At 33.4% G+C, this 14,681-nt stretch carries 12 protein-coding genes; 7 read left to right on the top strand and 5 right to left on the bottom strand.

The genetic code is table 11. The annotated features are described in order from the left end of the window. Positions 1-7: 7 nt before the first annotated feature. From REB14_RS07225 to REB14_RS07215, 3 genes are read right to left on the bottom strand one after another with little or no spacing between them, the layout of a single operon-like run. A complete protein-coding gene (locus tag REB14_RS07225; protein ID WP_309521868.1) occupies positions 8-2,236 on the bottom strand; it encodes a lantibiotic dehydratase family protein in 2,229 nt (742 codons plus the stop codon). Further along, entirely contained in the window at positions 2,237-4,417 is a 2,181-nt protein-coding gene (locus REB14_RS07220; protein WP_309521867.1) for a prolyl oligopeptidase family serine peptidase, read from the bottom strand. A 6-nt stretch (positions 4,418-4,423) separates the two neighbouring features. Beyond that, a complete protein-coding gene (locus REB14_RS07215; RefSeq protein WP_158521341.1) occupies positions 4,424-4,600 on the bottom strand; it encodes a hypothetical protein in 177 nt (58 codons plus the stop codon). A gap of 202 nt (positions 4,601-4,802) precedes the next feature. Between REB14_RS07215 and REB14_RS07210 the strand changes: the two genes are divergently transcribed. Further along, on the top strand, positions 4,803-6,518 hold the full coding sequence (locus REB14_RS07210) for a helix-turn-helix domain-containing protein (protein WP_079240469.1): 1,716 nt from the start codon (positions 4,803-4,805) through the stop codon (positions 6,516-6,518). Between the two features lie 73 nt (positions 6,519-6,591). On the opposite strand, the gene REB14_RS07205 is transcribed toward REB14_RS07210, so the two are convergent. Further along, entirely contained in the window at positions 6,592-7,098 is a 507-nt protein-coding gene (locus REB14_RS07205; protein WP_145953202.1) for a hypothetical protein, read from the bottom strand. A gap of 224 nt (positions 7,099-7,322) precedes the next feature. Here REB14_RS07205 and REB14_RS07200 point away from each other — a divergent pair, with 224 nt between their 5' ends. From REB14_RS07200 to REB14_RS07185, 4 genes are all read left to right on the top strand, one after another. Further along, the gene (locus tag REB14_RS07200) at positions 7,323-9,074 is read left to right on the top strand and encodes an alkaline phosphatase D family protein (RefSeq protein ID WP_309521866.1); all 1,752 of its coding nucleotides are present in this window, start codon (positions 7,323-7,325) and stop codon (positions 9,072-9,074) included. Positions 9,075-9,365: 291 nt separating this feature from the next. Then, positions 9,366-10,061 (top strand): hypothetical protein, encoded by a 696-nt coding sequence (locus REB14_RS07195; RefSeq protein WP_309521865.1) that lies wholly within the window; start codon positions 9,366-9,368, stop codon positions 10,059-10,061. A 162-nt stretch (positions 10,062-10,223) separates the two neighbouring features. Next, on the top strand, positions 10,224-11,273 hold the full coding sequence (locus REB14_RS07190) for an MBL fold metallo-hydrolase (RefSeq protein ID WP_309521864.1): 1,050 nt from the start codon (positions 10,224-10,226) through the stop codon (positions 11,271-11,273). 12 nt (positions 11,274-11,285) lie between these two features. Further along, positions 11,286-12,134: a GLPGLI family protein gene (locus tag REB14_RS07185; protein ID WP_309521863.1), complete on the top strand. Its 849-nt coding sequence runs from the start codon at positions 11,286-11,288 to the stop codon at positions 12,132-12,134. Positions 12,135-12,184: 50 nt separating this feature from the next. On the opposite strand, the gene REB14_RS07180 is transcribed toward REB14_RS07185, so the two are convergent. Continuing rightward, a complete protein-coding gene (locus tag REB14_RS07180; protein ID WP_309521862.1) occupies positions 12,185-13,024 on the bottom strand; it encodes a DUF4822 domain-containing protein in 840 nt (279 codons plus the stop codon). A gap of 237 nt (positions 13,025-13,261) precedes the next feature. Between REB14_RS07180 and REB14_RS07175 the strand changes: the two genes are divergently transcribed. Together REB14_RS07175 and REB14_RS07170 are read left to right on the top strand one after the other, a co-directional pair. Beyond that, on the top strand, positions 13,262-13,975 hold the full coding sequence (locus REB14_RS07175) for a DUF434 domain-containing protein (protein WP_309521861.1): 714 nt from the start codon (positions 13,262-13,264) through the stop codon (positions 13,973-13,975). 3 nt (positions 13,976-13,978) lie between these two features. After that, positions 13,979-14,629 (top strand): hypothetical protein, encoded by a 651-nt coding sequence (locus tag REB14_RS07170; RefSeq protein ID WP_309521860.1) that lies wholly within the window; start codon positions 13,979-13,981, stop codon positions 14,627-14,629. The last annotated feature ends 52 nt before the right edge of the window (positions 14,630-14,681 follow it).

The following is a 14,681-nucleotide window of genomic DNA, read 5'->3' as shown; positions in this document are numbered from 1 at the left end:
AAATATCTTACTTATTTTTCTCTTCTACGGCTTTATACACTGGAAAAATGAACTCTCGTCTGAAATGGTCATTTTCATTGTATAAAAATTCTTCTATAACGATTGATTTTTGACTTTTAACAGTTTCAATAAAAAGCTTTGCCATGTCATAATTTTCAAGAGCCATGGTTAAAGTATTGTCAAATTTAGACCATTGAATCCAGTCCGGAATTTTTCTTTTGTTTCTCCAGTTTCTTAGTTCCTGTAAAAAATCCTTTTTGTTCAATTTTAATTGATCTAACAAAAAAATATCTTTTTCTGTAATCTTCCACCGTGCTTTTGAAAGAATGATATTATGATATTCTACCCTTGGCAAAAATGTATAAATATATTCTAAATCACCCCAGTTAAAATAAAGCCCGGGTTTGATATTCTGTGTATGTAAATCTGATAAGAAATGATAGACAGGTAATGTATTGGTATAATAATTATGGGCGTTTGTGAGATAAGGTATAACCCTCTTATTTAGTTTTTTTGAACGTAAAATAATCTCATCATTTTTTAAAGAAATATAAAGATCCTCTGTAGATATCTGATTTTCTTGAGGCAATAAAGATTGAGCTAAATAAGGAATTTCATACGCTCTCAAAGTAGGTCTTCTTATTATATTTCCTATTCTTGCTTCTGGTAAATGAATGATTTCGGCCAGGATCTCATCAGGTCTGAGTTCTTCTTCTTTTTTAGCAATATTTTTGAGGAGATTCTGTACTTCCGATTTTTCGGAACAAAATCGTCCTAACAGCGTGCCGGCACTACTTCCTGAACTTGCATTTAAAAATATTTTTTCCTGATTATTTTCAGAAATGATTTCTGCCATGATAGAGGTGGTATCAGGCATATTATCCCAGTTTTCCTGGAAATCTTCAAAATCCGTATCGGTCAGTTCTATACTATACTGGTTATCTAACAGAGCTTCCTGTAACTTTTCGTTAAGTATTATCTGGATTGGAGTAAACTCAATTTTTTTGTTTTGTTTTTCCTGCAGGGTAGGAAGTGCCAAATCTTCTATATAAGGATGGATACCCTTTGAAGATACATTTTGCTTATATCCAATACCTATTTCAGTATCTAAGACATAGAGTAGGGGCATTTCCTGAGTGTCAAACTTTTCGACAAAAGCTTTTTTAAATCTGGAAAATTGATTTTCCTTTTGTGTTAAAGTGATTTTATTCAGAAAACTTATTCCGGTTTTTAATTCTTTTTTCCAACTTTGGGATAAGTAAAAAGGAGAGGTATTATAGAGATCCGTCTGAAAGAGATATTTTTGTTCATACTCCATTGCGAACGATTGTATCAGATCTCTGATTTCATCGTATAGTATAGTAGGATTACCAATATTTAAATCCAGTTTCTCCAGGTTATCCTTTAAAGAAACTAAAATATCAGTTTCATTTTTTATTTCTAATCTGTTTAGAACAGTGATAATAGTATTTAAAAAATCAGTTCCCGACACATTAGGTTCCAGCTCACTTACCAGGACCTGATTATCAATTAATTCTTCTATAAATTCTCTTGCATCATCTTCTGTTATCTCTTCATTAATTAGAATACGAGAAATCTCACTAATGGTTTTACCTTGTTTTGAAAAATTTATTATTTGTTGTAACTCTACAGATATTGGAGCCGAGGAAATAATGTATTCTCTTTTTCCTCCTGTATATTGATATTCTATATATCGAATTCTACGGCCTATTTTATAGATGCTGTTATTAGGGAAAAATAAAAGCTTATTCTTTACTATGGGTAGTTGTGTAAAATATTGTGCAAGAGAAACAAGAAAATGCATATCCAATCTGGTATCCCGTACTAATTGATCAGTTGGTAGCTCGCATCCTGTTGTGTTGTCGGAAAATTTGGATGCTTCCAAAGAAAATTCTCCTAACCCTATACCAGAAAATAAGCCGAATGGAGTACAACGGGTACTCATTCGGCTATAATATTTTATAAGGGTATTTTTTAGTTTATGAAATTCTTTGGAAGAGAGTGGCTTTTCTGAGCTCAGCCATTTATCAAATTCTTCATATAGATGAGATGAAGCAAGATAGATAGCCTCCCTAAAAACAGGATTGTTAAAAATTTCTTTTAATTTTCCATCTGAAATTTCATCTTGGCTAAGTTGTTCCTGAAAGCTCTTTTGTGAGAATAAAGGGGTTCGTACTATATACTCATTAAAAAAATGATAAGGGAAGCGTGACATCTACTTTTTTATTTGTTCTTTTGGTTGGTAGTCGGGATGGCCTAATTGCCAAAATGCAAAAGTAAATATATCATCAATATTAGTATATCTTTGATCTACTGCGACATTATTTCCATGACCTCCTTCAAAATCTATTTTTAATAACTGAGGATTGGAAGAAGTATCATTAAACATTAGTTTAGCAGCATATTTTACTGGCTCCCAGACTATAACCCGCTGATCATTTATTCCTCCGGTTATAAACGTAGCAGGATATTTTTCTCCTTTTTTAATATGCTGATAAGCATCCATTTCCAGCAAACTTTTGAATTCTTTTGGATCGTTAACTGTTCCGAATTCTTTGGGCTGCCCATTAGGGGTTATTTCATCTCTTAGCGGATTCATTACTCCTACTTCAGCAATAACTACTTTAAAGAGGTCAGGTCTCTCCGTCATGGCTCTTCCTACAGTGATTCCTCCGGCACTGGCGCCCCAAATCGCTACTTTTTCCGGGGAGGTGTATTTTTCTTTTATCAGATATTCTGTACAATCTATCAAATCCCTCCAGGTATTGGGTTTAGTTTCTTTATATCCTCCCAAACGCCATTCTTCTCCTTTTTCTCCTCCTCCTCTTACATGAGCTATTGCAACTACACCACCTTGTTGAACCCATAATAAATAAGTGGGTGAAAAATAGGGATTATTAGAAATGCCATAAGAACCATAGCTGTTAATAAGAGTCATATTCTTACCATCTTTTTTTATATTTTTATTATATAGTAAGGATACCGGGATTTCTTGTCCATCTCTTGATTTTACGATGATTTCATTAACAATAATATCCTGAAACTCGGGATATTTAGTAATAGGGGTAAGATTTTCTGGCTTGAAAGAATTGGTCTTTAGGTCATATTTAAATCTTTGCTCATCATTGGCCCAACCGGAGCAAGTTATCCATATATCGGAATGATTTTCTCCTTTGCCTCTTAAATTAATGTCTCCGGATGGATAGGGAAGATCAATAGAATGGTTTTGTCCGTTTTTATATAAGTACAGCTTAGCTTCTACTCCGTTTTTTGTAGTGGTATAATAAATACCATCTTTTGTAATTTTATAGCTTTTAATGATTTCGTCTTTTTTTTCAGGAATCAAAACTTCACCATTCTTAAAGTCAGGATTGAGAATGTTGGTTTTACAAAGCTTATTGAGAGAAGTATTGTAGCCTGATATAAAAAATATTTTATCTTTTTGAAAAGTTAAACTTTTAGCTTTATCGTCCGGATTGGAAAATAATTTCCAATTTTTTTTACCTGCTAATAAATCCTGCTTACGAATGATAAATGTTTTTCTATAAGACTGGAAATCAACCAACATACCAATATAGTATTGATCATCAGTACTAAAGTCTAAAATGATTGGAAATTGATCTTCGGTAATATGTAAATCAGGATTATTTTTAGCAGAAAAAACGTCTACCGATTTATTAGGATCAGTTCCAATTTTATAGAATACAGTTTTTGTATTTTTATAAAAGTTTTGAGATGTTGGGTCAGTTGTAGAAAACTCTACATAGATAAACCCTGTATTATCATCTGTCCATTTTATGCCATCGAAAGTAGCGGGTGCTGAGTTGGTAATAATCTCAGGATGTACATATTTCGTTTTTACATCCAGGATAATTATTTCTGATAATTCTTTTCCTTTTTCAGACATGGAAACAGCTATTTTACTTCCATCCGAACATGGGCTTATATAATTGATAACGAAAGAATGACTTCCGTTATTCTCTTTATACATAGCAGGATCATATAGCAATATTTCTTTGCCTAAAAACCCTTCCTTATAATATAATTTGGCAATCTTTTCATCGCCATTTTTCTTTAAATAAAAATATTTGTCATTATCGGTAATTTCAAAATCCGATATAGAGTACCCCTGCCTTCTGTCAAATTCCAACCTTTTTTCAATATAATAGTTTTTTTTGGGAATTTGATTTAATATAGAATTGGTATAATTGGTTTGAGACTGCATCCAATTTATAGTTCCAGCGTTTTGAAGATCCTCAAGGTTTCTATATTCATCTATTATTTTAGTTCCAAAATAATTTTCTGTAACAGGTTTTGAAGGTGCTAAATTGTTTTTTTGAGCCTTTACAGGAAGTACATATAAAATAGCAATAATGACAAATATTAAGTTTTTCATATTTATTTAAGGCTTGATTGTATGTTTAATGGGTGTGTTTGGATCAACTTCGCCATTTTCATCTAAAAATACCTGATTACCATTCCCTCCATATCCTCCATGGATTCTCTTTAAATCATTAATCTTCATAATCTGTACTTTTTTTAAAGACAATTTCTTTTGCGCGTTGTTTTCTTTTTTCATGATTGTTATTATTATGGTTTATAAAAATTAATTGTACAAAGAAAGCAATATTTCTTTGACCTACTGAAAATATATCTATAGATTTATAAATATATGTTTGTAAAATGTCAATAAAATAATAATGATCAATTAGTTAAAATCAAAATACAAATTATACATTTTCTTGAAAAAATGAATATTTTTGTACGGTATAGAAAAATTAATGAAAAAGATATTCCTGCTTTTATTTGCATTCTTTTGTAGTCTATTTTTTGCTCAAAACAAAATTGATAGTTTAAAATTATTGAATTATGAGGAGTTAAAAAATAAATTTAATGTTTATGATGAATCTAATAAAAAGTTAGAAGCAAAAGTTATTTCTCAATATTACTTAGCAAAAGCAAAAAAAGAAAAAAATATCCTTGAAATTGCAGAAGGGTATAATCTTATGCATTCAACTGAGGACTTCCAGGGGGCTTTAAAGTATATTGATAGTCTGGCTATAATTACAAAAAATGTGAAAGGAGATGTATATCCAGCCAGAACATTTATTATAAAAGGAAATTTATATTATAAATATGACAATTTAAAAGCTGCCCTTGATAACTATATTTTAGGTTTAGAATATTCTAAAAAGCAAAAGAATTTGAAGCAAATAGCTTATGCCAATATGAATATTGCTTATTTAAATAGTTATATGGGGAAAAATAAAGAAGCAGCAAAAACATTTAGATATTATTTATTGAATTCCGACGATATAACAGATGAATATCAGCATGATCAGATGCGGGTAAGTCTTGCATACTGCTATATTAAAATAAATAAAATTGATTCTGCCAGTTTTTTCATTAAGGAAGGATTGAATTCTCCCTTTGTACAAAAGAATATATATAATAGGAATCAGTATTTATATTTATCTGGACAGCTGCATCTTAAAACCAAAAATTATCAAGCTGCTATTGCTGAGTTAACAAAGGCGTATACTTATTTTTCAAGTATTAATGATAACAATCAAAATTTTGTATTATATAGTCTGGGAAAATGTTATGAAGAATTAAATAACAAACAAGAGACGATAAAATATTTTACTCAGATAGATTCCAATGTAAAAAAAACGGAGATTACTTTTCCAGAGCTAGGAGATGTATATACTTTTCTAATAGATTATTATAGGGAAAGCGGTGATAAAGAAAAACAACTCTATTATATTGACCGTTTTCTAAAAGTTGATAAAAAGCTTGATGAACAATTTCGATACTTATCAACGGAGTTGCACCAGAAATATGATACACCCAATCTTTTACAAGAAAAAGAAGTTATAATAAATGAATTAAAAAATAAAAAAACATTTTTGTATGCTTCTGTTAGTATTTTAGTATTAATATTAATCTTGCTTACCTATTTTTATTACAAAACTAAGAAAGCTGAGAAAGAACATCGAAAAATTGCTCAGGACTTAATTCATTTGATTGAAAAAAGAAATCTTGAAGCAGCTCAAAATAAAAATGATAAACCAGTAGAAATATACGAACCGGTAAAAGTAGAAAGTGAGACCAAAACAATTAAAACGGTTCCCGAAGATGTTGCTCAATCTATTTTAAAGGATCTGGACAATTTCGAAAACAAACTTCTTTTTTTGAAAAACGGGATTACATTAACAAGTCTTGCGAAAAATATAAAAACCAATACTGCTTATTTGTCGGAAATCATTAATAACCATAAAGATAAAAATTTCACTACTTATCTTAATGATTTGCGTATTGATTATGCTTTAGATCAGCTTGTAAAAGATAAAAAATTTCGTTCTTATAAGTTACCTGCTATTGCTGAAGAAATAGGTTATAATAATGTTCAGGCATTTTCGATTGCTTTTAAGAAAAAGACAGGAACTACTCCGTCTATTTATATTAAAGAGATTGAAAAATCAATTTTGAATTAAACCAAAACAAATAGTGTTTTAGTATAGAATATATTTTCTGTGTAATTCGAATAATTTCATATTTATCAAATACTTACTTAAGAATTAAAACCGGTAATCTATACCTGTCAAACTGACTTATAATAGTAAGCAAGCGATTATTATCCACTGGAGTTGCCCAGCCGGTTAATCTATTTTGAAGTCCCAGATCATTTTGATCTAATGAAATTTCGCTTTCAAAGACTAATGTATTATTTGAATAGATAAATATTTTACTTGGTATTGTTGAAACATCTGCATTATTATAGTTGAAATCACAGTTAAGCAGACTATGTATCAAAGCTGTATTGTCAGACTTTAGAACTTTCCATTTCGGGATTGATGAGTTTAAATTTTTTCGGTCTTCCGGAGTTAATATTATATATACAACCATATTTTGAGAGCTTTTCAGTTCCGGAATATCTTTTAATTTAAATATTTGGCCGGGTTTAAAGTTAATGGGTTCAGGATCTTTTATATCAGTCGATGAAATGATCAGCGGATTATAGAAAAAATATCCTGCCATTAAGAGGAGCATCGAAAAAATAACTTTTTTAGTCATGTAGTTTAATCATCATTATTAGTATTGTGAATGTAATAAAAAGCCGCACAACTTTTTAAAAATATTTATACAATTTTCATTTTTATTTTCTTAAAAAGAGACATTTTGCAAAAGCTGAATTTCCTATGTATAACATTAAACATTTGTTTAAAAAATCATAAAATACATTTAAAATTCAGTTAACAACCTTTTTCCCCAGATACTGTTGCTTTGCAAAAAAAGTAATGATGGAAAACAACCCCCAATTCAACAGAAGAAGGTTTCTTAAAAATTCACTATTGGCAGCCGGAGGAATTTTTCTTGCTCCTCTTATTGAAAGCTGCAGTGATGATTTTACTGAAAATGGAAATGCTCCCGATAATCTCCAAAACGGAGGTTTCGAATCCGGGGTAGCGAGTTTTGATCCCAGCGCAACAGGAATTATTATCTGGACCCGATATTCAAAAGGAACGGATGCCGAGATTACATGGGAAATCAGTAAAAACAGTAACTTTTCAGAAGTGGTAAGAAGAGGACAGGCGAATGCCACCGTTGTGAATGATTTTACTATAGCGGTAGATGTTCAGAATATCTCTTCCAACACAAAATATTACTATAGATTCTATAATGGTAAAACTAAAGAAGTCAGTGTAACAGGAGAGACTCTTACTTTACCTTCAAAGTCAGATGCTGTAGGTGAAGTAAAAATGGCAGTGGTGTCTTGTTCCAACTTTCCTGCCGGACTTTTTAATGTATACGGTGCAATTGCAAAATCTGAAGCTGATGTTGTCGTACACCTTGGAGACTATATTTATGAATATGCTCCGGGAGAATATGGAACAAATCCTTACACCAACCAGTTGGGAAGAGCCCATCAGCCGGCGAAGGAAATTCTTAACCTCAGCGATTACAGAGAAAGATACAAGCAGTACAGAGGAGATAAGAATCTTCAGCTTCTTCATCAGAAAAAACCGTTCATCTGTGTTTGGGATGACCATGAATTTGCCAATGATACCTATAAATCCGGGGCAGAAAATCATCAGCCTAACGAAGGAGATTTTCAGGCAAGAAAAATGGCGGCTTTCCAGGCATATAGCGAATATATCCCTCTTAAAACGGGGAAAGATATGAGAATTTACAGAAGTTTCAACTTCGGGAATATCGTTTCACTTTATATGATGGATACAAGGGTGATTGCAAGAGATAAGCAAATGGAATATTCCGATTATCTTGATAACACTGGGAATTTTAATCAAATACAGTTTAAAAAAGATTTTTTAAGTACGAACAGAAAACTGATCGGTAATGAGCAAATGGCATGGCTGGGCTCTCAGATCAATAGCGATACAGCAAAATGGAAAGTGCTTGGACAGCAGATTTTAATGACTAAAATGATGGTTCCTGCAGAACTTCTGATGCTGTTGAATCAAATTCTGGCAGAAATTAAACAACATGGAAGCGCACAGCCGGCAACCATGCAGGCACTTCAAAATACGATCACACAACTGATTATTCTTAAAACAAGACACCAGCAGCAGGATCCAACGCTGACTCCGCAGGAAATTGCAAGAATCACAACTACTTTACCATACAATCTGGACGCATGGGATGGATATTTCATGGAAAGAGAACAGCTTTATTCCCTTCTTGCAGGAAAAAATGTAGTGGTATTAGCAGGAGATACTCACAATGCTTGGTTAGGAAAACTGAACGATGCACAGGGTAAATTCATAGGAACAGAGCTTGCTTGCAGTTCCATTTCTTCTCCTGGTCTTGAAGGATATCTGGGGATCACTTCAGATCCTGCAAAAGCGATAGAACTGGCACAGGCATTTTCATTACTGATTGATGATCTGGATTATGCCAATCTTTATAAAAGAGGATATCTGCATGTGAAATTTACCACTGGAAGTTCAGTTGCAGAATGGAGATTTGTAGATAACGTTATCTCTGACACTTATAATGTAAGCACAGAAAAAACCTATACCATTTCATAGTTTCAATAATCATATCTTATTTTCAATTAAGTAAAAAGAGTCACGGTGTACTACGGTGGCTCTTTGTATTATCTAATCTGATTAAGTAGTTTGGAAGCTGGAAGCAGGAGGAGGAAAGTTATTGAGATCATAACAAAAGCTACTCTTCACAACTTTATCATTTTTTTATGGAAAAATTTATGGATTTTACGATAACTGCCAGAAATTATCAGACTAACAGTTGCCCCCAGCCTCCCTCTTCCAGTTTCCATCTATACCAGAGTTTACTTAATTTTTTTGTATCTTGAACAGATGCAAGAGGAAGTAAGAAAAGATTTTTTGCCATTAGTTTCTACAACATGGTGGTTCATGACCTTGTTGACCAGGACTTTTGGGATACTTTTATTGTTGGTAGCGTTTCTGATCATATTAGGATTACCTGTTGTGATGAGTGATAAACTGGTCATATTGGTTATTGTAGCCATACTATACTATCCGGCAGTTGCTTTCGGTTTATATCGTTTTTTTCTTTACCAACGGAGAATCAGAAAAAGAATAGTCAGAAAAATAGAGGTTGATGATAAAGGAGTTCACTATGAGAGAGCCGATGGAACGATAGATAAAATTTTGTACAATAACCTGAAAAAATATTCCTTTTCTGATGAATATGATGTGAGTATCAGTCCAAGGCACAAAACTTATATATTGAAAGTAAATGACAATGGCTCGGTAGCAGAAGTTGACTTTAATGGAATGGATGCAGGCTACACTACTTATATTGGAAATTTGAGAGCTTTACGAAGAAGATACATCCAGGGAATTGTGTATTTTCGACCAGATTTGCGTATAAATCCTTTGGTGTATGATGTCTATTATATTAACCCTGTTAATTTTACTTTCGATCATAAAAAGTTTTGGGCAGAATTTGGGAAGATTTTTGCGGTAATGATCCTATTCTGTTTAGTATTAGGAACAATCATGCTCGGATTAGTTAAATGGCTTTTTTAAGAATTTCTCATTGATTAATGAAGAATTTAAATTTCATATCCTTTTCAATTTATTTTTACATCTCAAAATCTTATGCTTATATTTATTTTATATTAAGGTTTGCCGGTCAATAAAATAGAGTGTATTTCTCTAGAAACTATGGCTGGATTTAAAATTAAATGAATGAAAAGTTTAAAAAAACAGCTCGGACAGTTTCCCGATGAAAAAAGAAAAGAATATTTCAGTACATTGCCCAATTATCTCAACGGACGATTTCAGAATATATTAACAACTCCGGCACTGTTAGAAGGAGAAAGCATGACTAAATTGCTCCTTCAAAGCTTGTGCAAAGTAGACAATGCATCACCAAAAACCGCTCTCCCTTTTGTCGTGACTGACCTTAAGAATCTTCGGCCGGATGAAAATGTGTTGGTATGGTTTGGGCACAGTTCCTATTTCATACAGGTTGATGGAAAGAAATTCCTGATAGACCCTGTTTTCAGTGGCAATGCATCCCCAATGCCCGGTTCTATAAAAGCTTTTCAGGGAGCAGATTATTACAAACCGGAACATATGCCGGATATAGATTTTCTGCTTATTTCCCATGACCATTGGGATCATCTTGATTATAAAACTGTTCAGGAATTAAAAGATAAGGTCGGTAAAGTTATTTGTGGTCTGGGAACTGGACAACATTTCGAATACTGGGGATGGAACTTTGATACCATTATTGAAAAAAACTGGTGGGAAAGTATAGATATTGCAGAAGGCTTCAGAGTTACACTCACTCCGGCAAGACATTTTTCCGGAAGATTACTGAACCGTAATATATCACTCTGGGCTTCTTTTGTTTTAAAAACTCCAACTAAAAATCTGTTTTTGGGTGGTGACAGCGGCTATGGAAGTCATTTTACAGAAATTGGAGAAAAATATGGACCATTTGATTTAGCCGTAATGGAAAATGGACAGTATAATGAAAAGTGGCCTTATATTCATACATTGCCAGATCAGTTGATGACAGAAATAAAAGAACTGAAGGCCAAAAACTTTATCCCGGTACACAATTCTAAATTTAAACTGGCACAGCATACCTGGTATGAGCCTTTAGAATTGGCTTCAAAACATGCAGAAGAAAATAATATTCCGATAACCCTTCCGATGATGGGAGAAAAAGTAGATCTGAATCAGTTGGGAACTGCAGTATGGAAAAAATGGTGGGAAAACTATATATAATTAAAACCCTTGATGTACTACTATAAAAAACTAATAACATTATTAATTCTGTTTTACAGTATTTTGTCATACGCTCAATCCTATGAAAAAGATACTTTGCATGGAGATTTTACATATCGCTTAAAAGCCAGGTTAAATATACAAACAGATTACATTCACGAGGAGCTCTTCTCATTACAGGTAAGTAAGAACCGGGCATTTTTTACGAGTGTTCAATCCCTTAAAAGAGATTCGGTGATAGAAAATTCTTTGCAGACAACAAAGAATCCGGATGGAAGCATTAGTCTTAGCCTTGCAGGGGTATCGGTACCTAAAACAAGATTTCTCTCTACTATATTACAGACCAATGAAAATGTACAATATTTCCAGTTAGCCGGAATGTCTTTGCTTACTTATAAGCAACCCGTTATGAACGGCTGGAAACTTATTAATGAATCAAAAATAATTAATACACTACAGTGCAAAAAAGCGGAACTCAGCTATAGAGGAAGAATCTGGATAGCATGGTATTCCACTGAAATTCCGTTTCCTTATGGTCCCTATAAATTTGGTGGATTGCCAGGACTGATCATAAAAATAGCTGATGAAACAGGAGATTTTGATTTTGAACTTGTAAAATCTGTACCCACTGCTGAACTAAAGGGTAAACCTATTAAGATCAATAAAAGAAGATATACTGAAGCTATAGAAACTACACAGCCAAAACTGGAACAGGCATTAAAGACTGCCAGAGAAAATACTGCTGCTGTGCTGGCAAGCTATGGTACGACAATTTTAAAAGGGCAGGAAATTGTACGGCAAAGGGAAAGAGAGCAAAAACAGAACCTTACATATGATAATCCGATAGAACTGGAAAAATAAAATCCGGCCCATTATTGGGCCGGTTCATCATTTTTATCAAAAAATAATCACTACAAAGGCTCTTTATGGTTGACCTTAGTATGAATGATATCGTAAAATACAGAGGAATTTGCAGCGTCAGGTGTAATTCTGTAAGTAAATGTTGTTTCATTCAGCACCAAAATATCTACAACACGGGTAAAATTAGGAGTAGTAAGCGTTCTCTTTTTCCCATCCGGAGAAATAGACCATGTCCCTTCAGATCTCAAGACATCATTTAAACCGAAAATTTTAAAAGTTCCGTTGGCCTTAAAGTAAGAATATCCTACAAATCCGGCTACACTGGCATCATTTAATGCAACATTATTTCCATTTTTATCCTTAGCTCCGGTAGTTTCCCATGGTGTAGAAGCCAGAGTAAGCTGTCCATTGGTTAGCTCAGCATGAGAGGTTTTTGTATGGATGATATCATAATAAACAGAAAGATCATTGGAGTTAGGACGAATTCTGTAGGTGAACTCATTTTTGTTCAAAACAAGAATTTCAACATCACGTGTGAAAATAGTGGTCCCATCCGGGTTGAGTGCGGCAATAGTTCTTGTTTTTCCCTGTGCATCTACAGACCATGTTCCCATAGATCTTAATACGTCAGTAAGATTATAAATCGCAAACTTTCCATCTGCTTTGAAATAAGCAAAACCCACATATCCGGCTACGCTGGCATCGGTAAGGGCTACGTTATTTCCATTTTTATCTTTGGCTCCTGTAGTTTCCCATGGAGTAGAAGACAATACCTGTGAGGGAGTCTGTTGTTCAATGCTTATTTCATTGTCATCACTTGAGCATGAAACAAAAGATGCTGACAACAATATAGCAGCAGACAGATAACATAATTTTTTCAGTGTATTCATAAGGGTATTTTTTAAGTCTTTGCAAACTTATTTCTAATAAATATCAATGTGTTGTACGAAATATCTCTTTTGTTGTAGAAAACATAACAGATCCCAGATTAGAATGAGAAGAATAATATCATTGACAAATTTAACAATCAAAGGTGTGAAATTCCCCTCCCTTGGAGGGGTGTCAAAAATTCAAAGAATTTTTGATGGGGTGGTTTCTAACATCCATCAAAAATTCTATTTTTGAGTATGAATAACAGAAACCGTGGAAAAAATACAGGTGATGATACCTTATTTGGCTCAGAAAAACAGATCTCTAAACTGAGACTAGCTGTTGAAGACATGCAGTATCTGTTAAGCAGAGAGTATCCGGAAAAAGCAGCTTCTGATCTTGTAGGCAACAGATATAGGCTCAAAACCCGTCAGATACAAGCTCTTCGGGGAGCATCAGCATCCTTTCAACAGCTTCATAACAGACAATTAAAGCATGTTGGTACTTTAGATTTAAAAGATAAAACGGTATATCTTGATGGATTTAATGTTCTTATCTTACTGGAAAGTCTGCTTTCCGAAGCTTATATTTTTGAAGGATTGGATGGCTGCATCCGTGACCTTTCAGGAGTTCATGGAACTTATAAAAGAGTGAATCAAACCTTAAGAGCAGTAGAATTAGTGGCTTCTTTTTACCGGAAAAATCAGATTCATCAATTGGTATGGATCTTTGATAAGCCGGTTTCCAACAGTGGAAGAATCAAACAGATTATTCTGGAATTTGCCGAAGAACATTATCTCAATTGGGAGGCAGATCTGCAATACAATCCCGATAAATTCCTGGCAGAAAGTTCAGCAATTGTTATTTCCTCCGATGCCTGGATTCTGGATCACTGTAAAGAATGGTTTAACATGATCGGATATTTGATTACAGAAGAAAGTCTTCCTGTTAATCTGATTAAAATGAAGTAAAATATGAATCTGTTCGAACCCTATATTGGCCTGTTTTCCGAAACATGGAAAGACCAATACAAAGCTCTTTTAGCAAAAGAACATCTGGAAGATCTGGAAAAAAATATTCAAAGATTTAAGAAAGGAACCTTAGATTGGGATTTTCCCTATTTTAATGAAGAAATAAAGATCAACAGAGAAGAAAGCTTTGAAAAGTTGATGAAAATTCTTGATAATAATGATTCAGATGAGGTAAAAGCCAAACTTATGGAAACTATTTCAATTGAGGATTGGCTCAGCATTTTAGGACAAAGATTGACTTCAGCAAGCATTCGTGATAAAAATGCCATTCCCCCATTGAAAACAATGTTGATCAATGCCTGCAAAGACCCATTCAACAATGAAATTACGATTGCACAAAGAGCCTGGGAAAAGCATATTGGAAGAATGGATGATGATTTCTGGGGAGAAATAAAAGGAAACAATCAACAGAAACAGGAAAAAGTAATGGCAAAAATCAATGACATCCTTGATAATAAGACCTGGTGGAATGTTTTTTTCCATTACAAACATGAGCTGGTTTTTGAAGTTCGGGAAAAAGAAGGCCATGGAATCCGCTGGAGCCATGGAGGAACAAAGCTGATCGGTTTTCTCGAAAAATTTATCAACGAATAAGTTATCCACAAACATCTGCGCCATCTGTGAAATCCGTGGGAAATAAAAACTC

It is taken from the genome of Chryseobacterium metallicongregator (genome assembly GCF_031324065.1).
Classification (GTDB): domain Bacteria; phylum Bacteroidota; class Bacteroidia; order Flavobacteriales; family Weeksellaceae; genus Chryseobacterium; species Chryseobacterium metallicongregator.
Note: the sequence above shows the minus strand (reverse complement) of the source record. Positions and strands in the feature narration are given on the sequence as shown.

What these genes read in the sequence shown, in the direction of transcription:
- REB14_RS07215 (WP_158521341.1), bottom strand. Translation starts at nt 4,600, where the DNA reads ATGAAAAAAGAAAACAACGCGCAAAAGAAATTGTCTTTAAAAAAAGTA.
- REB14_RS07190 (WP_309521864.1), top strand. Translation starts at nt 10,224, where the DNA reads ATGAAAAGTTTAAAAAAACAGCTCGGACAGTTTCCCGATGAAAAAAGA.
- REB14_RS07210 (WP_079240469.1), top strand. Translation starts at nt 4,803, where the DNA reads ATGAAAAAGATATTCCTGCTTTTATTTGCATTCTTTTGTAGTCTATTT.
- REB14_RS07225 (WP_309521868.1), bottom strand. Translation starts at nt 2,236, where the DNA reads ATGTCACGCTTCCCTTATCATTTTTTTAATGAGTATATAGTACGAACC.
- REB14_RS07220 (WP_309521867.1), bottom strand. Translation starts at nt 4,417, where the DNA reads ATGAAAAACTTAATATTTGTCATTATTGCTATTTTATATGTACTTCCT.
- REB14_RS07175 (WP_309521861.1), top strand. Translation starts at nt 13,262, where the DNA reads ATGAATAACAGAAACCGTGGAAAAAATACAGGTGATGATACCTTATTT.
- REB14_RS07185 (WP_309521863.1), top strand. Translation starts at nt 11,286, where the DNA reads ATGTACTACTATAAAAAACTAATAACATTATTAATTCTGTTTTACAGT.
- REB14_RS07205 (WP_145953202.1), bottom strand. Translation starts at nt 7,098, where the DNA reads ATGACTAAAAAAGTTATTTTTTCGATGCTCCTCTTAATGGCAGGATAT.
- REB14_RS07195 (WP_309521865.1), top strand. Translation starts at nt 9,366, where the DNA reads ATGCAAGAGGAAGTAAGAAAAGATTTTTTGCCATTAGTTTCTACAACA.
- REB14_RS07170 (WP_309521860.1), top strand. Translation starts at nt 13,979, where the DNA reads ATGAATCTGTTCGAACCCTATATTGGCCTGTTTTCCGAAACATGGAAA.
- REB14_RS07180 (WP_309521862.1), bottom strand. Translation starts at nt 13,024, where the DNA reads ATGAATACACTGAAAAAATTATGTTATCTGTCTGCTGCTATATTGTTG.
- REB14_RS07200 (WP_309521866.1), top strand. Translation starts at nt 7,323, where the DNA reads ATGATGGAAAACAACCCCCAATTCAACAGAAGAAGGTTTCTTAAAAAT.